This is a genomic window from Paenibacillus sp. LHD-38, assembly GCF_031157315.1.
Classification (GTDB): Bacteria; Bacillota; Bacilli; order Paenibacillales; family Paenibacillaceae; genus Pristimantibacillus.
The window spans coordinates 382,315-409,083 of record NZ_JAVIFU010000001.1; the positions used below are offsets into that span (position 1 = coordinate 382,315).

At 49.4% G+C, this 26,769-nt stretch carries 18 protein-coding genes; 11 read left to right on the forward strand and 7 right to left on the reverse strand.

Annotated features, from left to right (window positions below; translation table 11 throughout):
* The first annotated feature begins 114 nt into the window (after positions 1-114).
* A complete protein-coding gene (locus RCO25_RS01700) occupies positions 115-891 on the forward strand; it encodes an ABC transporter ATP-binding protein (protein ID WP_308994412.1) in 777 nt (258 codons plus the stop codon).
* Positions 866-2,809: an FtsX-like permease family protein gene (locus tag RCO25_RS01705; RefSeq protein WP_308994413.1), complete on the forward strand. Its 1,944-nt coding sequence runs from the start codon at positions 866-868 to the stop codon at positions 2,807-2,809. Before RCO25_RS01700 ends, RCO25_RS01705 begins: the two co-directional genes overlap by 26 nt.
* Positions 2,810-2,875: 66 nt before the next feature.
* Here the strand turns inward: RCO25_RS01705 and RCO25_RS01710 are convergent, their stop codons facing one another.
* Together RCO25_RS01710 and RCO25_RS01715 are read right to left on the reverse strand one after the other, a co-directional pair.
* Positions 2,876-3,250, reverse strand: a complete 375-nt coding sequence (locus tag RCO25_RS01710; protein WP_308994414.1) for a hypothetical protein — start codon at positions 3,248-3,250, stop codon at positions 2,876-2,878.
* A gap of 98 nt (positions 3,251-3,348) precedes the next feature.
* Positions 3,349-4,113 (reverse strand): VCBS repeat-containing protein, encoded by a 765-nt coding sequence (locus RCO25_RS01715; protein WP_308994415.1) that lies wholly within the window; start codon positions 4,111-4,113, stop codon positions 3,349-3,351.
* A gap of 240 nt (positions 4,114-4,353) precedes the next feature.
* Between RCO25_RS01715 and RCO25_RS01720 the strand changes: the two genes are divergently transcribed.
* On the forward strand, positions 4,354-4,947 hold the full coding sequence (locus RCO25_RS01720; protein ID WP_308994416.1) for an NAD(P)H-dependent oxidoreductase: 594 nt from the start codon (positions 4,354-4,356) through the stop codon (positions 4,945-4,947).
* A gap of 72 nt (positions 4,948-5,019) precedes the next feature.
* On the opposite strand, the gene RCO25_RS01725 is transcribed toward RCO25_RS01720, so the two are convergent.
* Entirely contained in the window at positions 5,020-5,370 is a 351-nt protein-coding gene (locus RCO25_RS01725; protein ID WP_308994417.1) for a hypothetical protein, read from the reverse strand.
* A 199-nt stretch (positions 5,371-5,569) separates the two neighbouring features.
* On the opposite strand from RCO25_RS01725, the gene RCO25_RS01730 reads away from it, so the two are divergent.
* The 3 genes from RCO25_RS01730 to RCO25_RS01740 all read left to right on the forward strand — a co-directional run bounded on the left by RCO25_RS01730 (position 5,570) and on the right by RCO25_RS01740 (position 16,095).
* On the forward strand, positions 5,570-14,935 hold the full coding sequence (locus RCO25_RS01730; RefSeq protein WP_308994418.1) for a family 43 glycosylhydrolase: 9,366 nt from the start codon (positions 5,570-5,572) through the stop codon (positions 14,933-14,935).
* Between the two features lie 311 nt (positions 14,936-15,246).
* Positions 15,247-15,504 (forward strand): DUF7667 family protein, encoded by a 258-nt coding sequence (locus tag RCO25_RS01735; protein ID WP_308994419.1) that lies wholly within the window; start codon positions 15,247-15,249, stop codon positions 15,502-15,504.
* A 174-nt stretch (positions 15,505-15,678) separates the two neighbouring features.
* On the forward strand, positions 15,679-16,095 hold the full coding sequence (locus RCO25_RS01740) for a VOC family protein (RefSeq protein WP_308994420.1): 417 nt from the start codon (positions 15,679-15,681) through the stop codon (positions 16,093-16,095).
* 111 nt (positions 16,096-16,206) lie between these two features.
* Here the strand turns inward: RCO25_RS01740 and RCO25_RS01745 are convergent, their stop codons facing one another.
* The gene (locus RCO25_RS01745) at positions 16,207-16,521 is read right to left on the reverse strand and encodes a helix-turn-helix transcriptional regulator (protein WP_308994421.1); all 315 of its coding nucleotides are present in this window, start codon (positions 16,519-16,521) and stop codon (positions 16,207-16,209) included.
* Positions 16,493-17,287, reverse strand: a complete 795-nt coding sequence (locus RCO25_RS01750) for a hypothetical protein (RefSeq protein WP_308994422.1) — start codon at positions 17,285-17,287, stop codon at positions 16,493-16,495. Before RCO25_RS01750 ends, RCO25_RS01745 begins: the two co-directional genes overlap by 29 nt.
* Before the next feature lie 212 nt (positions 17,288-17,499).
* Here RCO25_RS01750 and RCO25_RS01755 point away from each other — a divergent pair, with 212 nt between their 5' ends.
* Together RCO25_RS01755 and RCO25_RS01760 are read left to right on the forward strand one after the other, a co-directional pair.
* A complete protein-coding gene (locus tag RCO25_RS01755) occupies positions 17,500-18,618 on the forward strand; it encodes a saccharopine dehydrogenase family protein (protein ID WP_308994423.1) in 1,119 nt (372 codons plus the stop codon).
* An 83-nt stretch (positions 18,619-18,701) separates the two neighbouring features.
* Positions 18,702-18,995: a hypothetical protein gene (locus tag RCO25_RS01760; RefSeq protein WP_308994424.1), complete on the forward strand. Its 294-nt coding sequence runs from the start codon at positions 18,702-18,704 to the stop codon at positions 18,993-18,995.
* A 100-nt stretch (positions 18,996-19,095) separates the two neighbouring features.
* Here RCO25_RS01760 and RCO25_RS01765 read toward each other — a convergent pair whose 3' ends face one another.
* A complete protein-coding gene (locus RCO25_RS01765) occupies positions 19,096-21,393 on the reverse strand; it encodes a beta-glucosidase family protein (protein ID WP_308994425.1) in 2,298 nt (765 codons plus the stop codon).
* A gap of 161 nt (positions 21,394-21,554) precedes the next feature.
* On the opposite strand from RCO25_RS01765, the gene RCO25_RS01770 reads away from it, so the two are divergent.
* Both RCO25_RS01770 and RCO25_RS01775 read left to right on the forward strand, forming a co-directional pair.
* Entirely contained in the window at positions 21,555-22,802 is a 1,248-nt protein-coding gene (locus tag RCO25_RS01770; RefSeq protein ID WP_308994426.1) for a helix-turn-helix domain-containing protein, read from the forward strand.
* Positions 22,803-22,807: 5 nt separating this feature from the next.
* Positions 22,808-23,137, forward strand: coding sequence for a low molecular weight protein tyrosine phosphatase family protein (locus RCO25_RS01775; protein ID WP_308994476.1), 330 nt, complete (start codon positions 22,808-22,810; stop codon positions 23,135-23,137).
* Here RCO25_RS01775 and RCO25_RS01780 read toward each other — a convergent pair.
* Positions 23,134-23,862 (reverse strand): MerR family transcriptional regulator, encoded by a 729-nt coding sequence (locus RCO25_RS01780; protein ID WP_308994427.1) that lies wholly within the window; start codon positions 23,860-23,862, stop codon positions 23,134-23,136. The genes RCO25_RS01775 and RCO25_RS01780 overlap by 4 nt on opposite strands.
* Before the next feature lie 159 nt (positions 23,863-24,021).
* Here RCO25_RS01780 and uvrA point away from each other — a divergent pair, with 159 nt between their 5' ends.
* The gene (uvrA, locus tag RCO25_RS01785) at positions 24,022-26,535 is read left to right on the forward strand and encodes an excinuclease ABC subunit UvrA (protein WP_308994428.1); all 2,514 of its coding nucleotides are present in this window, start codon (positions 24,022-24,024) and stop codon (positions 26,533-26,535) included.
* Positions 26,536-26,769: the final 234 nt, after the last annotated feature.

Consider the following 26,769-nt stretch of genomic DNA (forward strand, 5'->3'; position numbering starts at 1 on the left):
GTAAGGTTCGCAGCAGATAATTGAAAGGGAAATCGATGGGATTCATGTATCCTTCTCGTCTATACTAAGGCTATCGAAGCACACTATAGATCAGATTTGGGGAGGAACAAAGCAATGAGCGTACTAAAAGCACAAGGGCTAGGCAAAATATACAGCAGCAAAGGTAACGTTGCATATAAAGCGCTTGAGGATATTGAACTGCAGGTTGAAGCGGGAGAATTCGTAGGCGTAATGGGACCTTCAGGAAGCGGGAAAACAACGTTACTAAATTTATTATCAACGATTGATCGGCCAACCTCTGGCGAGATCGAAATCAACGGCGTCAATCCAAGCAAGCTGACCGATAAGAAGTTGGCTTTATTCCGCCGGCGCGAGCTTGGCTTCGTCTTCCAGGATTTTAATCTGCTGGATACGTTATCGATAAAGGAAAATATCATTTTGCCGCTCGTATTGGAGGGCATGGCACCGAAACTAATTGAACAGAAGCTGAATCCGCTAGCGGAGCTGCTGCAAATCGCAGCGATACTGAATAAACGGACCTATGAGGTATCCGGCGGACAGAAACAGCGGGCTGCGATCGCACGGGCTATTATTCACCAACCTTCGCTTGTGCTTGCCGACGAGCTCACCGGAAATCTGGATTCGAAATCGGCGAAAGATGTCATGGATTCGCTCAAGGATATGAATGAGCGGTTTAAGGCGACAGTGCTCATGGTGACGCATGATCCGTTCTCGGCGAGCTATTGCCAGCGAATTGTTTTTATCAAAGATGGGAAGTTTTTCTCGGAAATTCGCCGAGGTTCGAATAGACAAGCGTTCTTCCAACAAATTTTAGACGCGCTCAGCGTGCTGGGAGGTAATTTCGATGACGTTCCGTTCGCTCGCGCTTAGTAATATTCGGGGCAACTGGCGATCATACAGCGCATTTTTTCTGAGCAGCGTGTTTTCCGTTATGATCTTTTACATTTATGCGGCATTTCTGTACCATCCCGAGGTATTGAGCGGCCATATTATGGCGGCATCGAAAATACGTAAAGGCATGGAGTTCTGCGAGTACATTATCGTTATATTCTCGTTTTTGTTTGTGCTGTATTCGAATTCCGCCTTTTTAAAGACGAGGCAGCAGGAGTTTGGTTTATTCTCCTTATTCGGCATGACAAGAGTACAGCTGCGAAAGCTGGTCATCTACGAAAATGCCGCGATCGCCTTTTTGGCCATCGTCGCAGGGATCGGACTCGGCATGTTGTTCAGCAAGCTGTTTTTTATGACTCTATCGGTGCTGTTGAGTTTAGAAAAAACGATTCCTTTTGCAGCGCCTGTTAAAGCGATTGGACTTACCGCAGGCGGATTTTTTGTCCTGTTTATGCTTATTTCCATTTTGACTGCGCTGCGCATCGGCCGTACCGAAATTGTCGATTTGCTGAAAGCCGCGCGCAAGCCAAAGGGGCAGCTCGTGTTTTCACCCTGGCTGGTTGCCGTGGCTGTATTCTGTTTAATGGCAGCTTACGGCATGGCCTTGGCCATGAACAGCGGAACTTTTATTATACTGGCACTGCCCATATTGGTTACCGTCGTAATCGGTACGTATTTTCTCTTTACGCAGTTCAGTATACTGCTGCTAAGGTTTATCCAGAAACGGGCGGCGCTTTACTATAAGCGCACGAATATGATTGTTTTCGCTCAGCTTGGCTACAAAATAAGAGACAATGCGCGAATTCTATTTATCGTATCGATTCTGAGCGCCGTCATTATGACCGCCTTAGGAACCGTATATATTTTGCAAATAGGCGGAAAAAAAGGAATGCTTGAGAATTCTCCCTTCTCCCTTGCCTACAGTGAGACGGGCTTAAATACACATAAAGTCATCGATCCTGCTGAGCTTAAGCGCATCGTCGCCGAGGATGGCTTTCAAATAACGGAAGAAATAAAGGCTGCCGGCGTGCTTATTAATCGTTATTCCGTCCAATGGGGAGATGAGGAGTTCCGCGAATCGGATTTTGACGCGTTGATTCTCTCGGCTACGGATTACAATAAGCTTGCTGAATTAACGAATCAGCCGAACATTCAACCTGAAAATGGCAAGGTAATTCTAGTTTCGTCATTTTCCAGAAAGGATACAAATCCGACCGGCGTTGTAAAAGGGAGTATCAACGGCAAAGCAGCACAATTCGAAATTAGCGGCGAGATTGAAGCGACGGTAATGAACGGGCTTCAGAGCAATTATTACACGTTCGTAATGGATGATTTCTCCTATATAGAGCTGTTATCGGATGTGCCGGAGGATCAGTTGTTTACGATGTACGGCTACGAGCTAAGTGATTGGGAGAATTCAGCTGCGACTGCTGATAAGCTGAGTAAGCTGGTACCCGAAGAACTCCAAGGTCAAATAGATTTTAGGCGCGCAGACCATTTGGAACAAATGAACGAGACGGTTTCATTAACACTGTTTATAGGCATGTTCATCAGCTTGTTATTTTTTATCGCTTCCGGCAGCATGATTTATTTCAAGCTGTTCACCGAGCTGCAGGAGGATCAAGCACAGTTTAGAGCGCTGACCCGAATCGGCATGACAAAGGGCGAGATTCGCAAAATCGTGGTTACGCAGGTCGGTATCGTTTTCTTTGTTCCTGTTGTCGTCGGTATTTCTCACGCTTTGTTTGCGATGCAAGCACTCGATAATATGATGGAATCCTCTAACTGGATCTATTCCTTTATCGTTATCGGCATTTATATTGCGATGCAGACGCTGTACTTCCTTGTCGCATGCAGCAGTTATATGAAGAGCATGCTTCGCGGTGCAAGCGCATAGTCGATATCTAATAAAACGGCTTCCTTCTCATTCTTTGAGAGGAAGCCGTTTTTTTGAAAGAAAAGTTTAGAAGCAAGTAAAGGAGTTGATTTGACGCAAATCTATTCCCATATACATCCATGATCTTCCGAACCAACGGAAGCCGGCGACAGAATTACGCCCTACAAATACGGGGAAAAACCAAAAGCTTTGACCATTTGCTAGCCAAACAAAGGTATTTCGGAACAGACAGCCGGAAATAGCGCCAGGATCAACGGCGAACAAGGACTGTGAAGGCTGCTGCGGCGTAAACGAAGGGGGCGGCGCAGTTGGTGCACCCATCATTCCTTGTTGTCCTTGTTGTCCTTGTTGTCCTTGCGGTACTTGTGGGCCAAACGGCCCGATCGGTCCAAACGGTCCAAACGGTCCTGGAGGCGGGCCGGGAGGAGGCATAAATGACATGCATAATCACTCCTAATCAATTGGGCTAGAGCATTGTATGCAAAAGGGACTTACAAGGATTGGGCCATTTGACTATTCGCGCCATCACGCCAAGAGGGTTAGAAATGGGAGATGAGCTTCGTGCCAAGAATGGCAACGGTCAGCCTGGAGGATGTAAAGGAGCTTCCTTCAAAGCTCAATAGATTCTCCACATACCCTAACGTATCGGCGTTTGTTGGTCCGATAATGCGCTGGAGAGCAAGCAAATCAAAGGATATGCGATTTTCATTTGTCACGATCGGGTTCAATGCCGCAATCGCAAGCACCTCGCCCTGAACGGGCTTTTTTAATTTTCCGTTGTCTTTGTAAAGCTCATTTAAGTAACGGCTTCCTTTACCGCTGATATCAATCAAGAACAGCACATCCAGCTGGGGACTCGATACGGCTACCTTGTAGTGGTCTTCAAAGTTGACGCGAAACTTGTACTCCTGATTATAGTCTAACGAATCAAACCGTTTGCGCAGCGTGTTGTTTGCAAAGGAATAGATATAAAAGGTTCCGTATCCGCCGCTTCCCCCGGAATCAATGCTCACGAGAATATCCGGAATTTTATTCTGATCGAAATCGCCAAGCAGCACCGAGGCATTGTATCCGGCATTATTTTGCAAAGCAACGACAATTCGTTTCTGGGAATAGCCATCCTGAATGACGAGCTTGATCTGATCGGCGAAAATGCCGGATGGACCATCCGGTTTATGTCCTATTAAGTAAACCTGATCGGGTATGCCGTCTCCGTTTATATCGCCTTGCTTCATATCAAGCAAATATTCATCTCTTGAAAAGCCGTTCTGTTGAAAGCGGTGTGTATGGAAAGATGAATGCATGACCATTCCTCCAAGCAGCAATTTACAGTTCTCCTGTCTATACCTATGCAGGCGTATGTGTTTTGGATTGTGCGGATGCCCATTTCAAAGACATAGGGCCAAGCCGGGAAAAGCGAATATCAAGAGCTTGCGGCAAACCTTTGGATGTGGAGCGAACAGCAGGTCGGCCCTACATAATGCAATGAGATTTGGCCAAACTAAGGCCGACCGATTCTCATATCTGTGGAGGTGTCATTAATCATGAAGCATTTAATCATTTATTGTCATCCGAATCCGGACAGCTTTAACAATGCGATCGTCGATGCGTTTATCGGATCGCTCAAGGAACAGGGGCATGAAGTCATCGTGAGGGATTTGTATGCGATGAGCTTTGATCCCGTGCTCAAAGCGAGTGATTTCGAGTCTTTGCGCGCAGGCAATATCCCAGCGGATATTAAAACGGAGCAGGAGCATGTGAAGTGGGCAGATGCCTTTACCATGGTGTACCCCATTTGGTGGACCGGTCTGCCGGCACTTATTAAAGGATATATTGACCGTGTATTTTCCTACGGTTTCGCTTACGTTTACGGGGAGAACGGGACTATAAACAAGCTTCTAACCGGTAAAAAAGGACTTATTATTAATACGCATGGAACGCCTTCGGATATCTATAGCAAGACAGGCATGTACGATGGGCTCAAAATAACATCGGACACCGGTATTTATGAATTTTGCGGCATCGAACCGGTGGGGCATATCTTCTTCGGCAGCGTGCCGCAAATTGACGATGACGCCCGCAAGCAAATGCTTGAGGAAGTGAAGGGAAAAGCGGTAAGCTTGTTTGAAACACAATGATAACGGCAAAAAATAGGTGCGCCAAAAGGTCTGATTGACCTTTCTTGGCGCACCATTTTTAATGTAATGAGTTTAGCGCTCATAGCCGGGATAATTGTAATCGGTATCCTCCAGCTTGGCTAAAATGTTCATCTGACGGATATGGGCTCTGGTTTCATCCGTGCCGAGCTCATATATGGCGTGATAGACCTTAATCAAATCCTCATTAAATTTATCCGTCGCTATGTCGTGTTCCGAGGATTTGTAGGGGATTGGAGCCCGGAACTGCGTGATCTCATCATCCCGCTGAATTTGGTCCAGCTGCTGCTGGAGCTTATTCATCTCGTCAGGCGTTCCTAATACGGTTAGTTGGTCATTAATAGAAGGCTCAGGCTCGATCCGCTTTCCGGATATAGATACATAGTACAATTTTCTCTGTGTCATGGCCCTCACTCCTCTAGGGATTCGTTACTAAGTAATAAAACAAGTTTGACGCCGCTGAAGCATCGAGGCAGTGCTGATTTTTAAATAAAATAGCATTTTATTGCAAATACTTGTCTTCCTGTTTTACCTATAATGGATGAATAATGATTACTAAACGAACTTGGTTTAGTGTCTTATCCATAGGGAGGGAATAGAACAAGTGCAGAAATTTCTAATCAGGAAGAAAGGTAATTCATTTCATGCTATCATGTCTTGTTTATTATGCGTTTGCTTGTTAGTTACCTTTGTGCCGTCCATGCCGGCGGTGTCTGCCGCTGAAGGGCAGCCGCTGGCCGTATTCACGGATGACTTTAACGACGGCAATGCTGATGATTGGGATAAATACGGCTCGGATAATGCGGGCAATCGCGGGGTATGGGCGGTAAACCAAGCGAAGGAATACAGTATTAACGGCGCTCCTGGAGCCAAAACGGTTGCAGGCAGCACTTATTTTACCGATCTGGTCTATGAGGCGGACCTTCGGGTATCCGGCTTCAATTCAGACATGACGGGCGTTCTATTCCGGACAACCCAACTTTCCGATAACGCGCTTGACGGCTATAATGGCTATTTTGCGGCGATAACGGTCGACAAAAAAGCGGTACTCGGCCGTGTGACCGGGAATAACGAGTGGAAGGAGCTGGGCCGTGTCGCGATCCCTTGGACCAGCGGCAAAATTAAGGTTGTAGCTGTCGGCAATCACATTCAAGTTTACGTGAATGATATGGTTACTCCAAAAATCGATGTTATCGACAATGACGGCAAACAAATTGTGACGGGAGGCGCAATCGGCCTTCGTACCTGGTGGGGAACAAGTACAATCGATAACATCAAAGTAAGGGAATATTCCGCAGAGGCGGCTGCTCCGCCGCAATTCAGCCTGGAAAGCGGAAGCTATGAAACACAGCAAACCGTCGCAATGACATCGGCTACGCCGGATGCCGTAATTAGATATACGCTTGACGGCAGTGAGCCGAATGCAGCTTCCCCTGTGTATACCTCACCATTCGTGGTGACTTCAGCGGTAGGCATTAAGGCATATGCGGAGAAAGTCGGACATATGGCGTCCGATACTGTAAGCGCTCTCTATGTGATCGCAGCAAGCACGAGCCTGCTTGAAGAATCGTTCGAGGATGGCAATGCGGAAGGCTGGACCACGTATACAGGTGTTCAAAACGGGGCTTGGTCCGTTGCAGATGGCCGGTATAACGTTCAAAATCCGCGGGGCGACAAAGCTATGATTCAGGCTGTGCCTGAAAACTTTGTATGGGAAGGCGATATTAATGCCGGCAGCAGCGGGCAGGACAACGGCCTTGTGTTCCGGGTAACCGCTCCTGGCAACGGTGCGGATCGTATGAATGGCTATTATGTTGGTTTTAATTTAAAGGGATTCGTGCAAATTGGGAAAATGAATGCGGATGCGAACAATGGAAACGGTTCGTGGATGGAGGTAGCCAAAGCGGCTGCGGAAGTATATCCGAATCAAGATAACCATCTGAAAATAATCGGAATCGGTACGACTTATTACGTTTATGTGAATGACAAGCTGACGACGCAATTCACGGACGCGGATTATACTGCGGGGACGGTAGGAATTAGGGCATGGAACGACGGCAGCAAGGTTTCTTATGACAACCTGAAGCTGACGGGTTTAACATCGATTACAGAGCAAGCTGCTCCGCCGGTGTTTGAACCGCAAACTGCAAATTTTGCCGAGTCGCAGCAGGTTGTTATAGCAAGTCCAACAGAAGGAGCTGTCATCTATTATACGACGGACGGAAGCGCGCCAACTCATGCTTCTGCCGTTTATAACGGGCCGGTTACGGTAACGGAAACGACGACTGTGAAAGCAATCGCTGGTAAAAGCGGCTTGTTTGATTCCGCTGTCCGCAGCGGCGTGTATACCAAAAACAGCCCGGGCTTCGCCGAAAACTTCGAAGACGGCAACGCGGACGGATGGTCCGTCTATGGGGGGACTTGGAATGTTTCCGCAGGAAAGTACAGCGTAAACAAAGGAGCTGGCTTCAAGGCAGTAGCTAATGGCACTAACTATAGCAACTTCGTATATGAGGCGGACATTCAAATTAACGATGGTGCCGGCCCTGATAATGCGGGCTTAATTTTCCGGGTGAGCAATCCATCCGTCGGAGCCGACAATTTAAAAGGCTATTATGCCGGCATTGGCATGAATAACCGGGTTCAGGTCGGCAGGCTGAATAACAATTGGACGGAACTGGCTTCCATTCCTTTTACCGTCAAGCTGAATACGGTCTACCGGATGAAGGTAGTTGCCGATGGACGCAATATCGAAGTGTACATCAACGATGAAATCGTCGTCAGTGTCGTCGATCGGATGTTTACGGAAGGAGCTGTCGGCGTAAGATCACATTTCCTGAACACGTCGTACGACAATCTTTTGGTAACGGACACAGGGCCTGTCACGCAGCCAACCTATGATTGGTCTTGGGTGAAGGGAGCCGTATTCGTTCCGACAAATGTAGTCAATCAAATCCAGCAATGGAATGAGTATGACCATGTTATTAATGACAGGGAGCTTTCCTACGCCCATGACTACGGCATTAACTTTGTGCGGGTGTTCGTCCATAACCTCCTTTGGGAAAATGATAAGGAAGCGCTTCTCGCTAATTTGGAGGATTTCCTTCGGCTGGCGGATAAGTATGACATCAAAGTGGAGCTGGTTTTCTTTGATGATTGCTGGAATGATTACCCTGTATTTGGACCGCAGCAGGCACCAAGGTACGGGGCCCATAACAGCCGCTGGGTAGAGGGACCGGGAGATGCGGTCAAATCGAATTATGGCGCTAATAAACAAAAGCTGAAGGAATACGTTCAAGGCATTGTCAATGCGCATAAGGATGATCCGAGAATCGCGTTCTGGAACGTCTATAACGAGCCGAGCAACGGCGAAAGCGGCTTGATGGATGTGGTGACGAAACAAATTATGAACGATGCGCGGATTTGGATTAAAGAAACGGGCTCAACCCTGCCAATCTCATCGACGGGAGGGCAATTCTCCGGCGGTCCGTTCTCCGATTTCATCACTTGGCATCCATATGAATCGGATTATCCGACGCCATTTGGCGTAAGCAAGGAAGTGCTTGCCGATGAGCTGATGAACAGGTTGACTCAAACCCTTCCGGGCGTAGTCGAGAACTACGGCGGCAGAGGTATGGGGTATGTGATTTGGGAGCTGGGCATCGGCCGCTCCAATACGAGATTCCCATGGGGCTCGGATGTAACGCCGCTAACCTCGGAGCCAGAGGTACCGTTCCACGGCATTGTGTATCCGGATGGCCATCCTTGGGATGTGAATGATGTTAAAGCGCTGCTGGGCGAGGGCTTCGAATCCTTACCAGTGTTCAACGTTCAATATTATAAGGACGACAATTTCTCGCAATTGGCCAAAAAATCGATTACGACAAGAATAGATTTTGATCTTGGCAACGAGAAAGGAACAGGCTCTCCGGAACCGACAGCAGGCATTGGCGAGGATCATTTCTCCATCCGCTGGACAGGAACGATCATGCCGGAGCAGACAGGGGAATACACCCTTTACGCGGACAGCGATAATATCGCAAAAGTCTGGGTAAACGGCGAACAGGTTATTGATAAAACCAGCCTCGCAAGGGAAGAGGTTAGTGCCAAGCTGAACTTGATAGCAGGCCAAAATCTTCCGGTTAAAATTGAATATGTGCACGCAACGGGTGATGCCAGCTTGCATCTGAAATGGTCCGCAGCGGGGATGCCTAAGCAAGTTATGCTTCCGATCTATTCTGGAAAAAGCGTAGAATCGGTCGCGATTACACCGGAATCCGTAAGCTTGAAGGTGGATCAAACGAAGCAGCTGATTCCGGTGCTTACGCCGGTAGACGCATCGAAACAGGAAGTGCTTTGGAGCTCCGATAAGCCCGGAGTCGCAGTTGTTAGTGCAAGCGGCGTGGTTAAGGGCGTGAGCCCTGGTACGGCAACGATAACCGTAACGACGGTTGACGGCGGCAAAACCGCAACGGCTGAGATCTCGGTTGCGGCTAGCACGCTTTTCCAAAATCCGATCGTGCCGGTAGCTGGCGGTGCAGGTTCGGCTGATCCGAGTATCGTCTTTAAGGATGGTTACTATTACTACGTGAAATCGGAGAAGGATTCTTCTCTGCAGGTAGCCAAAGCAAAAAGGCTGCAGGATATCGGTACGGCTCCGCGCGTGACAGTATATACGCCGCCAACCGGCACGATGTATTCAAAGGAGCTTTGGGCGCCGGAGCTGCAATATTTGAACGGTAAGTGGTATATCTATTTCGCGGCGGACGACGGCAATAACAACAACCATCGCATGTACGTGCTGGAAGGCATGTCACAGGACCCACAGGGTGAATATGCATTCAAAGGAAAAATAGCAGATGCGACGGATAAATGGGCGATTGACGGCTCCGTCTTGGTTAAGGACGATCAAACGATGTATTTTGTTTGGTCAGGCTGGGAAGGCGATGTCAATGTGCGCCAAAATCTTTATATCGCTCCGATGAGCAATCCTTGGACGATTAGCGGTCCCCGCGTGCTAATATCGACTCCGGATCAGGCATGGGAGTTGAACGGTTCGCCATTCATCAATGAAGGTCCCGAGGTGCTGAAGAAAAACGGGAAAATCTTTATCGTTTATTCGGCAAGCGGCAGCTGGACGGATGATTATACGCTTGGCATGCTGACGAATACGGATGGCGATGTGCTGAACGCGGCTTCATGGACGAAGAGCGGGCCCGTATTCAGCAAAGTGCAAAAGGCTTACGGTCCAGGACATAACACGTTCACAACCTCGCCGGACGGCACAGAAGACTGGATTGTTTACCATGCAACCTTAAACAGCGGCGGAAGCTGGGCAAACCGAAGCGTGAGAGCGCAGAAGTTTACTTGGAATCCAGACGGCACGCCGAATTTTGGAACACCGGTTGCTTACGGCGAGCAGATTGAGCAGCCTTCAGGTACGCCTGCCGCTCCGCGATATAAATTAGAAGCCGAGGATGCCGTGCTTGGCGGCACAGCCAAAGCAGGCGATTCAGGAAATGCATCGGGCGGTAAGGTAGTCGGCCATTTGGACGCGCCGGGCAGCGATTATATAGAATTTAACGTTAACGTGCAGCATGCCGGCGATTACAACTTGGTTGTTATGGCTGATAACGGCAGTGCCGGAGGAGCGACCGTGAAGCATGCCATAACGGTTAATGATGGTGCCGAACAAGAGATCGCGTACAAAAACTTCGGTTGGAACCAAATTAACCCGTCATCTATGGATGTTACGCTGCAATCGGGAATAAATACGATTCGCTTGGCGAAGAAAACGAATTTTGCTCAACTGGATTCGATCATATTAACACGAATTCTGGAAGAGGAAGGCTCAGAGCCGGTAACCTCGCTCCGGGTAGATCAACCAAGCTTGACCGTGACTGCAGGGGATTCAGCGGCTATCGTCGCTTCGGTCCGCCCAATCATGGGGACGAATAAAAATGTGATTGTCACTTCTTCTAATCCTGAAGTGGCTGGCGCAGCGGTAACGAGCAAGGATACCGCATCGGGCAGCATCATGATTGCGGTTAATGGGTTGCAGAAGGGTACAGCCCAAATCAAAGTAGTAAGCGCGGATAATGCTGCGATTATTGCGGAGAGCACCGTGATCGTCCGCGGGGAAGCAGGCGAGCCAAATCTAGCCGGGTATACGGTAGATCAGTTCGACAACACGACGCTGGACAACGGGGTATGGTCGATTTTCCAAGAGAGTGCTGGCAATTGGAGCTTAACTCAAAACCCTGGCTCGATGACGATCCATACGACAGCTACCGATGTGTATCAAGACAATAATTCGCAAAATAACGTGTTCCTTAGAAATGTCCCGGGGGACGGCGATTTTGAGATCGTTACGAAAGTAACGGCGCCCATTGCCAAAAACCATCAGCAGGCGGGATTGTTCGTTTGGCAAAATGCGGATAATTTCATCAAACTTGCCCATGTTTGGGTAAATGGCAACGCGGTAGAAACCGCCTATGAAATAAACCGCGTGTATCAACAACCGGCTAATCAAGTTAAACATCCGGGCGGAGATACCATGACGCTTAAAATCCGGAAGATCGGAGACCGCTATACGACCTATTATTGGGACGGGTACGAATGGATACAAGCGGCTGCTGCCGTAACAGCGAATCTTACGAATATTAAAATCGGATTTTTCGCGAACAACATCGTTGCCGGGAATGATCCGATCAACGCGAAGTTCGAGTATTTCGCGGTAAGAGCGATTCAGGGCGGCGTGGACCTGGCACCTAAGACGCTAACACTTGAAACTGGAGAAACGAGTCAGCTAACGAATTTAGGCGCAAGCGGCACCGAAGTGATCTGGACATCCTCGAATCCGGATATCGCTGCCGTGAATGCGGAAGGTTTGGTAGAAGCGAAGACTTCAGGAAGAGCCGTTATTAAGGCAGTATCTCTTTCCGGAGACTTTAGCGGGCAGGCCATCGTAAATGTACGGGAGCAGACGCCGCCTCCAAGCTTATTGTTCGAGGAGGACTTTACCAGCTACAACGAAGGCAGCTGGGGCACTTACGGAGGAGAATGGAAGTCCGCAAACGGCGTTTATTCGGTAAATGCGGGAACCGGGTACAAATCGGTACTGCAAGAACGTAAATTTACCGATTTCGAGCTTGAGGCAGACGTGAAAATCGTAAGCGGAAACGAAGCGGGCCTTATTTTCAGGGCATCTGGGCTTGGTGTCGGACCTGATGCTTTGGAAGGGTACTATCTAGGCATTAATGCGGCTACGCATACAGCCGTGCTTGGGGAAATGAGCGGCGGCAAATGGAAGGAAATCGCTTCAAAGAGGCTTCCGATCTTTACGAATGTCTCTTACAAAATAAAGGTCATTGCCGATCAAAACCACATTCAAGTCTTTATTAACGATAATCCGCTAAACGTAAACGGTTATCCTAAATTTGATTTGCTGGACAGCACACATGTCGCAACGGGCTTTATCGGCTTCAGAACTTGGAATGCGAATGCCGAGTTTGATAACGTGAAGGTCAGCTCGTACTCGGAAAATCTAACCGAACCGACCTATACGAATTCATTGCTTGGAAACATCGCGGATCCGTTCGTGCTGTCGCATGAGGGAATGTATTATCTCTACGGCACAAACACGACGGCAGGCGGAATGAGGGATGGATTCAAGGTGTACACTTCCGAGGATCTGGTCCACTGGTCAGAGCATGACCAATTGGCGCTTTCGAACGAAGATTCATGGGGCAGCACCAATTTTTGGGCACCGGAGGTCATTGAACGCGGAGGCAAATTCTACATGTACTATGTAGTAGAAGAGCATCTGGCGGTTGCAACAAGCGACTCGCCGCTTGGACCATTTGTCCAAGACGTGCAAGAGCCTATGCATGCGACGAAAGAGATCGACGCGCATATCTATACGGATGAAGATGGAAAAACGTATATTTATTTTGTCCGCTTCAACAACAACAATGAAATTTGGGTAGCTGAGTTGAACGACGATATGAAAACGATGAAAGACGAGACGCTGCAGAAGGTGTTTAGCCCGACCCAAGAGTGGGAGCTGAGCCAGAAGCCGCCAGTCGCGCAAATTAATGAGGGACCGTTCGTCATCAAGCATAATGGAACCTATTATATGACGTATTCCGGCAATCACTTCCAAAGCCCGGATTACGGCGTAGGGTACGCGACTGCACCGACTCCAACGGGACCTTGGACAAAATATGAGTATAATCCGATCATGAAATCGAATGTCATCGTGCCTGGCGCAGGTCATCATTCCTTGGTCTACTCGCCAGACGGCACAGAGCTGTTTATGGTGTATCACACGCATTACAATGTTGACCAAACCGAACCAAGAAAGCTCGTGATTGACCGCGTACAATTTGTTAAGACGGCAGATGGACTGGATGTGATGGAGGTATGGGGTCCGACGATCACGCCTCAGCTTATGCCATCTAACCAAAAACCGCCTGTAGAGGTGCCGGTGCTGTCCGTTGAAGTCACAGGAGAGGACGGGGCAACAACGATTACTGAAAATGATGGTAAGCTGCAGCTGCATGCTTCCGTATTGCCGGAGGATGCGACGGATAAAAGCGTAGCATGGTCCATCGTAAGCGGAGAAGCCTATGCGACAATCTCGTCAACCGGTTTGTTGACGGCAGCAGCGGACGGAACGGTCATCGTAAAAGCCGTATCAATCAGCACGCCGGCTGTTTATGGGACGATTTCGATTACGGTTACGGGACAAACAACGGGCGGCGAACCGAATGTGCCTCCTGTCGTGACACCGCCGGCGGATGCTCAAGCGGAAATTGACGGCAATTCGCTGAAGCTTCCTGCAGGTAAGCCCAATGGTGAAGGATTGCTTGCAATCGCGGTTTCAAGCACGGACCTCAATAAGCTGCTCGCACAGGCAGCAGGTGAAGGGATTCATATAGAGGTTCGTGGCTTTGAAGCAGCGAAGGAAGTATCCTTGGCCTTTACGGACGGTCAGTTGGAGGCAGCGGCTGCTAAAGGAGTCAAGAGCCTAACTGTTGATTTGGGCCTTGCATCGTTTACCTTTAATCCGAGATCTTTCACAAGCCATGAAGACCCGATGGCAAAAATCGTCTGGTCAGTATCGAAATCGGATACCGCTTCATTGCCTGCTGAGACAAAAGCGTTACTCGGAAATAAACCTTTGTTTGATTTCAAGGCAGCCATTAATGGAGTAAACATTACTGCATTCAGCGGTGAGCTGATTAAAGTTATGCTGGATTACGATCTCCAGCCTAATGAAGATCCAAACCTCGTCGTTGTGTACTATATCAACGAGAGCGGCAAGCCTGAAATCGTGAAAAATGCAAAATACATCGCGGAAACAGGCAAGGTTGCCTTTACGGTGTCCCACTTCAGTAAGTATGCAGCTTTGCATAAGAAGGTCATCTTTAGCGATCTTGCGAAAGCGGCGTGGGCTAGAACGAGCATTGAAGCATTGGCGGCCCGTGAAATGATTAACGGAGTAGGCGATGATCGATTTGCGCCAAGCGATAAGGTTACAAGAGCGCAATTCATTACGATGCTGATGAGAGCCTTATCATTATCAGCTGATGATGCAACCAGCTCATTTACCGATGTGCAGCAGGGGGCCTGGTACTATGAGGCGGTAGCTGCGGCACAAAAGCTTGGCATTGTTCAAGGCAAGCAGGACGGCAGCTTCGGCATTAACGATGCGATCAGCAGGGAAGAAATGGCTGTTATGGCGTTTCGGGCTGCGAAGGCAGCGGGTGCCGCTCTTGCCGGGGATGGTACTGCTCAGCCATTTGCGGATCAAGCCCAAATTAGCGCTTACGCAGCTGTGAGTGTTGCAGCAATGCAGCAAGCAGCTATCATTAACGGAAAAGGCAATGACCGCTTTGCTCCGAAAGAGACAGCAACAAGAGCGGAGGCCGCGAAAATCATTTACAGCTTGTTCCAATTGCTGTAAGCGAATGAACGGGCTTTAATAACAGGATGAAAGACACCCTTTAGGAATAACAGAGAAATAACGGCAAGCCGGTTATTTCTCTGTTTTCCTAGATATATAAGGATTTATAAGTTTTTACTTATAAATGTGCTTATATATCTCCGCGAAACGATAGCTTTTGCCACTGAGGACGGCGACAGCCGTTTACGCTTGGGGTGTTTTTTCATTTTGAGAAATAATAGAGTATGAGATTAGGAAACAGGGGACTATTTTCAAGAAAATGGGGAAAGAATGGAAAGGAGAGTACATCTTGACGGATAGGAATGATCGATATGATGAATATTCATTGGCGAATGGCCGAGCTTTGGCTGCTGCAGCAGAGCCGGGGCCTGACGGAACAAGAAAACTCAGAGCTGAATTCCTGCTTGAAGCTAAACGCCAAATATGCGCAGCGGCTGGCCGAGCAATATAATTTTGGGTATATGGCGAGCATGACGGGCGATGAGTCATGGCTGTTGGAAATTTCAACGGACATCGATAAGATGGAGCGGTATTATGAAAGCAAGCGGCCGGCATTTTTTGAGAAATAACCGAAATGCTTACCGGCAGCGAACCGCTTGTTTTTGCGTGTGCCGCAATCTCAAAAAAATAGCAATCCAAAAGAAATCATAGGCTGTAAAAAATGCTAGAATAAGGATATAATCATATCGATTCGATATGTATCCTAGCAAATGCAAAACATTCTAATGAAGAGGTGATTGGTCTTGGCATTTAAATCCAGTAATATTTTTGTGAATCTTCCGGTTAAAGATCTGAATAAGTCCGTTGCGTTTTTTACGAAGCTTGGATTTGAATTTAACCCGCAGTTTACCGATGAGAACGCCACTTGCATGATAATCGGAGAAAATATTTTTGCGATGCTGCTGGTCGAAGACTATTTCAAAACATTCATCGACAAAGAGATTGCGGATGCCTCGAAAACGGCAGAGGTTATCGTAGCTTTATCAGCGGAAAGCAGAGAACAAGTGAACGATATTGTAAACAAAGCGCTTGCGGCGGATGCAAAGCCTTACCGGGATCCGGTTGACCATGGGTTTATGTACAGCTGGAGCTTTCAAGATCCGGATGATCATCTGTGGGAGCTTGTGTTTATGGAGCCTAGCGCCGTCGAGCAGGGCTAAACGATTTACGAAGAAAGAGGCTGGCGAATTTCGCAGCCTCTTTTTTGTGCTTTTTGCAGTCGGGAGCCGAGTTAGAAATTCGAACGAATGCAGAGAGCGGGAATCCCCGCATCAGCTATGTTTGGAGACTAATTCCCATAGCAGCTCACGCCGGCTGTTTACGCCCATTTTGACAAAAATGGATTTGAGGTGGTCTTGGACGGTGTAGGCGGAAATATGCAGGGATTGCGCCATTTCCTTGGTGGAGAAGCCTTTAATGATTCGCTCGGTCACTTCATATTCCCGCACCGTCAGTGCGTATGCATGCGTAATAAGCGGGAGGATGTCGGCCGGTTTGGCAGGCACCATCGTTACCGCAAGCTGGACAAGGCCAATCGAGTTTTCAAGCTTGGATGCCTCAATTGCCAGGTATAACCCGTCCGGCATCAGAAGGCACACCTTCGCTGCGTTCATCTGGGTTGAAGCGGCATATTCGCGGCTTTGACCGAGCGCGCGAGCAAACCGCCCGCAGCGGTCTAGGCAGCGTCTCCGTGTCGATTCGCTCCAGCTTTCTGAGCTCGGCCAGCCAGTGGGCGCCGGAAGCATTGGAGCTGCTCAGCTCAAGCGAGTCAGTCAGGATAAGAATGCCTGATTCCTTTGCTTTGGCGGTAATGTTTGACGAAGACGGCTTTAGCGCTACGTTTTTTATCGTTTTCGCCAGACCGGGAGCAATCGCGGCTAGGATCAGACGCTCCTCCTCATTGAAAGCCGGCTCGCCGGTTCGGCGAAATAACGTTAAATACCCCCAGCAGGCTCCTTCGCTAAGCAATACGGCGCGAAGCTCGTCGCCAAAGCCGGCAGGCGCAAGCACCTCCCGGAATCGCCCGCTGCGGCTGAGCATCCCCTCTGTCGAAGCGCTTAAGCTGGCAGCCGGAAGAGGCGCATGGATCAAGTGCTCATAGCTGTTATAGTCCTCATGCCCGTGGCCGTATTCATAGGCAAATAACTGATGATGAATGGCCTCAACGACATCATCGGTAGAAGAACCGGTCGACAGCAGCGTTACTGGATCCACGGAGGTGCAGCATGCAGCCGCAAAAGGAACAGTATCCGAAATCATGGTCAAAGCGGCCTCACGGCATTGCTGCACAGAAAGCGTTGAGGATTCCAGCGTGCCTAATTTACGTTTCAAAGCTTCCAAACGATCAGCCATAGCATGGCCTCCTACTCAAAATCCCCACATTTGTGGGATAGCGTTCATTTTGGTCCTCATGAATAATGAAAAGTAATTCCTTTTTATTTTACAGAACAGAGACGAGGATGAACAGAAGAACGCGGATAGGAGAGAGCAGCAATGAAGGAATCAGATGTGTCGATGGACGGCAATGAGAGCTTGTTCGAGATAAAGAAAAGTAGGGCTTCGTTATGAAAACAGACATTATAGTAGTTGGCGGATACGGTCATGTCGGAGGGCAGATATGCAAGCTGCTTTCAGCTTCATATTTTGGCAACGTCTATGCAGCAGGCAGGAGTCTCGAGCGGGCGGAGGCCTTCTGCAGCAGATTGGGAGGCGGGGTTAAGCCTCTTGTTATAGATGCGGAGAAGCCGATAAGCAGGCAGCAGCTCGAGAGGGTCAAGCTCGTCATTATGTGCTTGGATCAGACCGCGGCGGATTTTGCGAAGGCTTGTTTAAAAGCTGGCGCGGATTATATGGATGTATCGGCAAACGGCCGTTTTTTTGAAGCGATGGAGCAAGTGAAGCAGCAGAAAGAGGAGGTAGACGGAACTGCGCTGTTAAGTGTCGGTCTTGCGCCCGGCCTTACGAATCTTCTTGTGCTTAAGTCCATGCAAGCCTTGGAGGAAGTCACCAGAGCCGACATTGGGATTATGCTCGGATTAGGAGACACGCATGGGAAAGCTGCAATTGAATGGACGGTAAACAGCCTTGGCGCGACTTTCGATATTACGGAAGAGGGCCGTACACGGAAGGCGGACAGCTTCACGGAAGGAATCAAGACAGACTTCGGCGATGGATGGGGAACAAGAACCGCCTATCGTTTTCCTTTCTCCGATCAACAGACACTGCCGAAGACGCTCGGCATGCCAACGATTTCGACGTTTTTATGCTTCGATTCTCGAATAGCGACAGTATTAATCGCTTGGTTAAGGAAAGCCGGATTCGTGCGTTTCATGACTTGCAGCCCCCTTAAGAAGCTAATGATCCATTCGTTAGGAAAGCTGAGGTTTGGTTCGGAAGGCTTTGCGGTGAAGGTTGCCGGTTACGGAAAGCTTGACGGCACTGCCACCATGGCCGAATTTGGGCTTCAGGGCGAGAAGGAAGCCGATATAACCGCTGCGGTTGCCGCGGCGGCCGCGAAGCTGATGTACGAAAACAAGCTGCCGAAGGGCATCTTTCATATCGAGCAGTTGTTTGAGCTGGATTTAATGGATGATGGGATTACGCTGCGTCTAACTCATTATGAGGGAACAGGCTCCCATGTGGTTATCCCGTCTATTCAAAGCTGGTCTCGCATGCAAAGCTAGTGCTTTCATCCAATGATTTGATATAATTAGGATTCATTTACCATTTATATGGATCGTCAACGGGATCGGGGGAGGAGTGAAGCATGGATAGGACAGCTATGATTGCTTTTATTTTGGAGGAGTATGAGCAAACGAGTCAAAATAACCGTGAACCGTTTCATGCGGGGCTTCAGCAGATTTTTGCATTCGAAGGCGAGCTGACGTCTGAAAATTTGCTGGAATGGAACGAACAGGATCTTTCCACGCTGTATAAAATCTTTTCCGGAATGAGGCTGACACGCCTGCATGTGCCGAATATGATTGATGCGTATGCCAGCATGGATACGAGCCAATTGCCCTCGCGTGTATCGTTCGGCCGCATAGTTGAGGAAGAATGAGCTTTATCACGAGCAGCATCATTTGATGGAGCCCGACGATTAAACGAAAAAAGGAAGAGCTGTCCAGCGGGTCTTTAAAAACCGGCGGGACAGCTCTTTTTTACGGTACAAGGACAGCTTTTGGCTGCATTTCGTTCATTTGCGCAATAACCCGCCCAATAGCTTCTTCTGTTACTGCCCCTTGGCTGAACATGGCAAGCGCCCGAAGCGGCAAAAAGTTCAGCATGGCTTCCATCATCTCGGGAGCGTCCTCCATAAGCGAGCTCATCATGCCGCTGCCCTCGGAAAATTGCTGCAGCATGCCGTTTGCAACCGCGGCCCGTTCGGGATCCTGAAGCAGGTCGCCAAAAGTCGTATTCATCGTCACAGGCTTGCGGATGCTGACTGTGGATTGTACTTGCACGGTTTGGCTGCAGGCGATATCCCTTGAGGAAGCGCCCACGAGTATCTCGAATTCGCCGGTCTCTACATGCCAATCCTTTAAGCCTACATGATAATAGGCAAAAGCGCGTTTGCTCAGCTGGAAGGAAACGTTCTTCTTCTCACCTGGCTGAAGTTCAATCTTGCTGAAGCCCTTCAGCTCCTTGGCAGGGCGGATAACGGTGCTTACGGAGTCTCTTACATAAAGCTGCACGATTTCCTTGCCGGTAACCGTTCCTGTATTCGTGACATCGACGGTAACGGTTACGGTATCCTGATCCGTAAACTCCGTTTTATCCACGATCAGATTGCTATAAGCAAAGCTTGTATAGCTAAGACCAAAGCCGAACGGGAAAAGAGGTTCGACTTCCTTCGTATCATAATAACGGTATCCGACAAATACGCCTTCCTTGTATTCGACTTTATCGCCCTCGCCGGGGAAGTTTAAGAACGAAGGGTTATCGCTTAGCTTAACCGGGAATGTCTCGGCAAGCTTTCCTGAAGGGTTGGCATCGCCGAACAAGATGGCAGCAATCGCGCCGCCAACCGCTTGGCCGCCCAGATAGCCTTCAAGCACAGCTTTGGCTTTGCCAAGCCATGGCATGACAATAGGCGATCCGTTGCTTAGCACGATGACAAGGTTTTGCTGAACCTCTGTTACGGCTTCAAGAAGCGCGAGCTGGTTGTTAGGAATGTTCAGATGCTGGCGGTCATAGCCTTCCGATTCGTAGCGGTCAGGCAAGCCGAGGAACAATACGACAGTATCAGCTTGGCTTGCCGTATTTTTTGCTTCCTGCAATAACTGCTCATCCGAATCATCATTTTCCAGCTTGTAGCCCTGCGCGTAGGAGACATTTGCTGTTTCTCCGGCCGTGCGTACGATCTCTGCGTACGTGTTATCGAGCTTAGTCGGTTTAATATGCGAGCTGCCGCCGCCTTGGTACCTTGGCGCATCAGCGAAGGCGCCGATCACAGCGATCGATCCGCTTTTTGCCAGCGGGAGTATGGCTTGATCATTTTTCAGCAGAACCATGCTCTCGGCCGCGACCTTCATCGCCAACTGATGATGGGCTTCCGCGTCATAAGCTGCGTTTTCCTTCTTGTTGTCCACGGATTTAAATACAACGGTCAAAATCCGTTCAACCGCATCGTTCAGGGCAGCCTCGGATATAAGGCCTGCTTGAACCGCTTCGACGATTTTTCGGTCTCCTGCGCCATTGCTGGACGGCATCTCCAGCTCAAGCCCGGCAGCCAGGCCGGCGGCGCGTTCATTGACTGCGCCCCAGTCGGAGACAACAAAGCCTTGGTGGCCCCACTCCTGCTTCAAAATATCCGTAAGCAAGCGGCTGTTTTCCGAAGCAAAATCGCCGTTTACTTGATTGTAGGAGGACATGACCGTCCATGGCTGCGCTTTAATGACCGCTCCCTCGAAGCTGGCCAAATAAATTTCGCGCAGGGTGCGCTCGTCCACGATCGCATCTACTGTCATCCGGCGATGCTCCTGGTTGTTAACGGCGAAATGCTTGAGCGAGGTGCCGACACCTTGGCTTTGCACCCCGTTGATATGCGCAGCAGCCATTTCCGAGGATAAATAAGGGTCCTCTGAGAAATATTCAAAGTTGCGTCCGCAAAGCGGCGAGCGTTTAATATTGGCGCCCGGCCCTAGCAGTACCGCTACATCCTCTGCTTGGCATTCCTCGCCAAGCGCAATGCCGACCTGATGCACGAGCTCGACGTCCCAGGAGCAGGCAAGCCCCGCAGCGGACGGGAAGCAGGTTGCCGGAACGCTGTCCAGCAGGCCGAGATGATCGCTGCTCCCGCTTTGCTTACGAAGTCCGTGGGGACCGTCCGTCACCATGACGGACGGAATATCTAGCCGCTCTACACCCTTCGTATGCCAGAAATTAAGCCCTGAGCATAACCCCGCTTTTTCCTCCAGCGTCAGTTGCGATACGATTTTCTTAATATCTCTAGTCATTGCCCTAGCTCCCTCCAAAACTTTAATAGCGCTTACATTGATTGTTGTAAGCCCATTTTATACGAAAATAACGAAGATTTATGGTAAAATACATCGATAAATAGTATTTAATCTAAATCTTGCAGCAACGGTATGGATTGCGTTTGAAAGGAGTGCCTGACATGAGACAAGCTGTATCCGATGAGCAAATCACGGCGATATGCAGGCTAATGCACAATAATTTTCAAGTGCCCGCCTATTATGTAAACAAGGATTTGGAGCTTCTTGCAAGCTCGCATGGCGGCATCGCTTTAGAGGGTCCTTTGCATAAAAACTTTCGCGAATCGATTGAGCAGCTGCATATCGAAGAGGCTTCTGCGGAGTATCCGCTTATTCAGAGCCGGAACGGGCTGGAGAACTTTGTCATCACGCAGGTACGGCGGGGATCAGATGAGCAAGCCGGTTATGTTATAGTCGGGCCCTCGACCTATACGGATATCTCTGATGAAAACATTACAGGGTTAATCAATGATTACGGGGTGCCTGCGCATTTGAAGGAATCCGCGCGGAAATATTACCTTTCACTGCCGGTAATAAGCGGCTTAAAGCTGCTGCATGCGAGCGTATTGTTATATTTTTTGCTATATGGCGAAGAACTAAGCACCTTTGATATTCTCCAGCGCGGAGCGGCATTATCGGAGGAAGAGCATCCAGGGTTTGCGCAGCATATTGACCGGAACCTATCGAGCCAAAGAGAAATAACAGCATTGCATCATGATGTGGGGCTGGAGAAGCAGCTTTTTCAACTGATCAAGGAGGGCAGAACGGAGCAGCTGGGGGAGTATGCGCGGTTCGAGCCGAGTAACCTTGGCATTTTGTCCAAAAGCAGCTATTTGCGAAGCCAGAAAAACATAGCGGTGGCGGGCATCACTTTGGCGACGCGGGCAGCGATTGAGGGAGGGCTTCATTCTGAAATCGCGTTTACGATGAGCGATTTGTATATTCAGCATATGGAGGAGCTTACCGATATCGAGAGTGTCGTCAAGAGCAGGACGGAAGCTATGCTCGCATTTGCGGAGCGTGTCAAGCATAGCCGTACCGGCAAATACTCTAGGGTGGTTGCGGAGTGCCAGCAAGTTATTTACAGCCATATCTATGAGGAGGTAACCGTAACTAAGCTTGCGGAGAGAATGCGCTTAAATGCCAATTATTTATCCCAGCTGTTTAAGCAGGAAGTCGGAATGCCCATTCACAGCTATATCATTCAGGAGAAGATAGAGGAGGCGAAAAAGCTGCTAAGTGCTTCGGAGCTCACGCTGTCCGAGATTTGGGCGCGGCTTAACTTTTACGACCAGAGCCATTTTACGAAAACCTTTAAGAAGCTGACAGGCGTAACGCCTAAGCAATTTCGATCATATCCGAGGGAGTGAGCGGTATTCATCTACTATTTGTATGCAGCAGGAACAAGTGGCGAAGCCTGACGGCGGAGACGATTTTTCAAGGCGTCGGCGGTCATGAGGTAAGATCGGCAGGTACGGAAGAAAATGCCCGGATTAAGGTTACGGCAGGGCATATTGGCTGGGCGGATCTGATTTTTGCCATGGAGAAGAAGCATATCCGAAGGCTGCAGGATAAGTTCGGCTATGAGCTTGCGGGCAAGCGGCTTATATGCCTGCACATTCCGGATGAATTCGAATACATGAACGAAGATTTGATCGGCATGCTGCAATCGAGCGTATCCTTGCATATCGATCAAGACGATTAACGTTCTGCTTGGTTTCCGGACTCCTGCTTCTGCGCAATGACCTGCAGCAGCTCGTACAAATAATGCGCTCCGCGCAGCTGGTTTCTGTTGATTCGATTGAGAAACAGCATCGATTCACGCGCAATTTTAATCGCATTTTCGACTCGGTTGTCGTCGACCTCCTCTAGCACCTGCTGAATGATCTCAAGCGACCATACAGCGGCCTTGAACGTGCGAATAATTAAAATTTGGCGCAAATTTGCGGGACTGAAACGCCGATAGCCATTTTCATTGTCGCGTACAATCGTAAGGAGTCCCATTTTCTCCCAATGACGGATGGCAGAGCTCGGTATTGTCGTTTCTTTGGATATTTCTCCGATGGTCATCCATTTTCGTTTCCCTAAAGTGTGGAGAAGGTCGATCTCATCCGTCTCGAGTGCGCGTATCGTTTTCTCGGCAATGGTTTTGTCACGGTGCAGCGAAGCTTGAGCCTCATTCGCGAGCCATAAAGCTTCATCTATGCAGCCGTCGATAGTCTTCAGCATCACTTCCTTTGTAACGGTCATGCCGAAGCCGTCATTCATGGCCCTAATGCATTCAAAATAAGCGACATGCTCCTCCGTATATTGACGGTAACCGTTGCTGCCGCGTTCAACCGGAGGAATAATCCCCCAATCCTCATAGTGCCTCAAAGCAGATGTGCTTATCTTTAGCTTCCTTGCGATATCAATGGGCCGGACATTCACAAAAACACCTCCTGCGGCTTTCTCAAAACATTAAACAACCATAATAATGTTTTATCAATAATGAACTATAATATCAAGCATAGATTTACTGAACCTTCTCACTTGCATCAATGTAGTATGCTGAAGTAGAAATTGGAATCGATAGCAAGGAGGACAAGGATGAAGGATACGATAGTCATTAAAGGCGCCCGCGAAAATAATTTAAAAAACGTTACGCTTTCCATTCCCAAATATAAGCTGGTGGTTTTGACGGGACCTTCCGGATCGGGGAAATCTACGCTCGCTATGGATACGCTGCAAAGGGAATGCCAGCGGCAATATATGGAGTCAATGGGAATGGTATCGGATTCGATAAGCAAGCCAAAGGTCGATTCCATTGCCGGACTGTCGCCATCGATCAGCATTGGTCAGCATGTCACGAATCGCAATCCCCGCTCGACAGTCGGAACGGTAACCGATATTTACACCTATTTGCGTTTTGTTTACTCCAGGCTGAGCACGCGGATTTGCTCCTCATGCGGCGAAAGCATCCCGCCAACGTTTAATGAAGGAGTCGATATCGCGGAGGCGGAGGAAGAAGAGGAACGGCAAACGATCACCTGTCCAAGCTGCCATACCGTGCTGGAGAAGCTGGGCATGTCTCATTTTTCATTTAACAAGCCGGAGGGCGCCTGCGAATGCTGCAGCGGGCTTGGGCATGTGGCAACGATCGATTTAGATGCGGTGTTCGATCAAGAGAAGAGCTTCCGCGGGGGCTGCGTGACTTTCATGTATGATGCTTATGTCGAGTACTTAATCAATAATGTGATGGCTGCCGCCAAGCATTACGGATTTCCGTTCGATCCGGATATGCCGCTAAAAGAGTATTCCGAGGTTCAACGCGACCTGCTCTATTACGGCGTGGAAAGCGAAGCGTTCGCGAAGCATTTTCCGGATACGAAGCTGCCCAAAACCGTCGGGGGCGGCAAGTTTGAAGGCGTCGTCACCGGGATGTGGAGAAGATACAAGGAAAAGGACGGCGAGCAGGCCGGGATGGAGAAAGAGGGGGACTTCTTTAAGCAGCAGGTCTGCTCGGCTTGCCATGGCTTGCGCTTGAAGAAGGAAAGCAGATCGGCTATCGTAGCAGGCGCCTCTATCTCGGAAGTATCCTCCTGGTCCTTGGAGGATGTGCTGGGCTGGACAGCGCGGCTGCAGGAAGCTTTGCCGCCCGAGGGACTTCCTATGCTGACGCCGGTCTTAACGGATATGCCGGTTCGATTGGAGCGCATTATCGATGTCGGGCTTGGCTATTTGTCGCTTGACCGGCAGACCGTCTCGCTCTCCGGCGGCGAAGCGCAGCGATTAAGGCTGGCTTCGCTGCTCGGCTCCGGATTAACGGGCGTGCTCTATATTTTGGACGAGCCGACGACGGGTCTTCATCCGCGCGATACATCCGGCTTAATTCGCGTGCTGATGCAGCTTCGCGATCTTGGTAACACCGTGCTTGTCATCGAGCATGATATCGATGTGATGCGGGCAGCGGATCATATTATCGATATTGGTCCGGGAGCGGGCTACTTGGGCGGTACAGTTGTGGGAGAAGGCAGCTTGGAGGAGCTGATGGCAAGCGAGCATTCTGTCACGGGCGCCTATTTGCGTAAAGAAAGCTTGCCTGCGCCAGTTCGGACCAGAAGAGCGGGCAGCGGCAAACAGTTGTTTATTAAACATGCGAATGCCCGCAACTTAAAGGGGTTTGATGTTTCGTTCCCGCTCGGGACCTTGATTTCGGTAACCGGCGTGTCCGGGTCGGGCAAATCGACGCTGCTTTTCGATTTGCTTGCTAAGGGAGGACAGGGGGAGCAGTCTATACACGGCTGTGACAGCGTGACGGGCTTCGAGCACATCGGCAGCCAAATTACGGTTGACCAATCGCCGCTCGGCCGGATGCAGCGCTCAAACATTGCTACGTATACGGAAGTATTTACGCAGCTGCGCAATTTATTTGCCGGGCTTCCTGAAGCGAAGCGTTTAAAGCTCACCTCGAAGCATTTCTCATTCAATACGCCAGGCGGGCGCTGCGAGACTTGCCAGGGGCTTGGCGTTTTGTCGGTGGACATGAATTTCCTGCCTGATCTTGAAATCCGCTGCACGGCCTGTATGGGGAGACGTTTCAAGGATGAGGTGCTGCAGGTTACCTTCGATGGATATTCCATTTCTGATTTGCTCAACATGACCGTTCAAGAGAGCTTGCTTGTGTTTAGGGACAAGGAGAAGATATCAAGCATGATCGAGCTGCTGTGCGAGGTTGGACTCGGTTACCTGCAGTGGGGGCAGTCGGTGAAAACATTATCCGGCGGAGAAGGCCAGCGAATCAAGCTCGCCAGAGAGCTGAACAAAAAATCAAACACGCATACGCTGTATTTACTGGATGAGCCGACGACGGGTTTGCATCCTTCAGACGTAGGACAACTGCTTGCGCTATTGAATAAATTAGTGGATGCCGGCAACACGGTTATTGTGGTTGAGCACAGCCTGGAGCTCATTCGCGAATCCGACTGGATCATCGATATTGGTCCGGAGGGCGGTGCGGCAGGCGGCAATCTGGTTGCCTCCGGAACGCCGGAGCAGGTAGCGGCAGTCACTGCCTCCTACACCGGTCAGTTTTTGAAGCAAGCTTTAGCAGGCGGATTTTAAGGTAATCAAGAAAAACAAGGAAGGAGCTGTCTCTGCGGGCCATTTGCCCATGGAAACAGCTCCTTCTATTTGGATTGCCAGCGGTGAATGATCGGCTTCGGCCACCGTAGCGCCAACGTTGGATTTTTATCCGCAATACACGATGTACACTGTACAAAGTACACTAGAAAACTACAAAAAAGCAGAGTTGAAGAAGCTGCGTTGCAGAAAATACAATAAGAATAGCCAGCTGCG

What these genes read in the sequence shown, in the direction of transcription:
- RCO25_RS01710 (WP_308994414.1), bottom strand. Translation starts at nt 3,250, where the DNA reads ATGTCATTTATGCCTCCTCCCGGCCCGCCTCCAGGACCGTTTGGACCG.
- RCO25_RS01745 (WP_308994421.1), bottom strand. Translation starts at nt 16,521, where the DNA reads ATGCCGGACGGGTTATACCTGGCAATTGAGGCATCCAAGCTTGAAAAC.
- RCO25_RS01755 (WP_308994423.1), top strand. Translation starts at nt 17,500, where the DNA reads ATGAAAACAGACATTATAGTAGTTGGCGGATACGGTCATGTCGGAGGG.
- RCO25_RS01700 (WP_308994412.1), top strand. Translation starts at nt 115, where the DNA reads ATGAGCGTACTAAAAGCACAAGGGCTAGGCAAAATATACAGCAGCAAA.
- RCO25_RS01750 (WP_308994422.1), bottom strand. Translation starts at nt 17,287, where the DNA reads ATGGCTGATCGTTTGGAAGCTTTGAAACGTAAATTAGGCACGCTGGAA.
- RCO25_RS01735 (WP_308994419.1), top strand. Translation starts at nt 15,247, where the DNA reads ATGATGAATATTCATTGGCGAATGGCCGAGCTTTGGCTGCTGCAGCAG.
- RCO25_RS01725 (WP_308994417.1), bottom strand. Translation starts at nt 5,370, where the DNA reads ATGACACAGAGAAAATTGTACTATGTATCTATATCCGGAAAGCGGATC.
- RCO25_RS01770 (WP_308994426.1), top strand. Translation starts at nt 21,555, where the DNA reads ATGAGACAAGCTGTATCCGATGAGCAAATCACGGCGATATGCAGGCTA.
- RCO25_RS01765 (WP_308994425.1), bottom strand. Translation starts at nt 21,393, where the DNA reads ATGACTAGAGATATTAAGAAAATCGTATCGCAACTGACGCTGGAGGAA.
- RCO25_RS01760 (WP_308994424.1), top strand. Translation starts at nt 18,702, where the DNA reads ATGGATAGGACAGCTATGATTGCTTTTATTTTGGAGGAGTATGAGCAA.
- RCO25_RS01705 (WP_308994413.1), top strand. Translation starts at nt 866, where the DNA reads ATGACGTTCCGTTCGCTCGCGCTTAGTAATATTCGGGGCAACTGGCGA.
- uvrA (WP_308994428.1), top strand. Translation starts at nt 24,022, where the DNA reads ATGAAGGATACGATAGTCATTAAAGGCGCCCGCGAAAATAATTTAAAA.
- RCO25_RS01715 (WP_308994415.1), bottom strand. Translation starts at nt 4,113, where the DNA reads ATGCATTCATCTTTCCATACACACCGCTTTCAACAGAACGGCTTTTCA.
- RCO25_RS01720 (WP_308994416.1), top strand. Translation starts at nt 4,354, where the DNA reads ATGAAGCATTTAATCATTTATTGTCATCCGAATCCGGACAGCTTTAAC.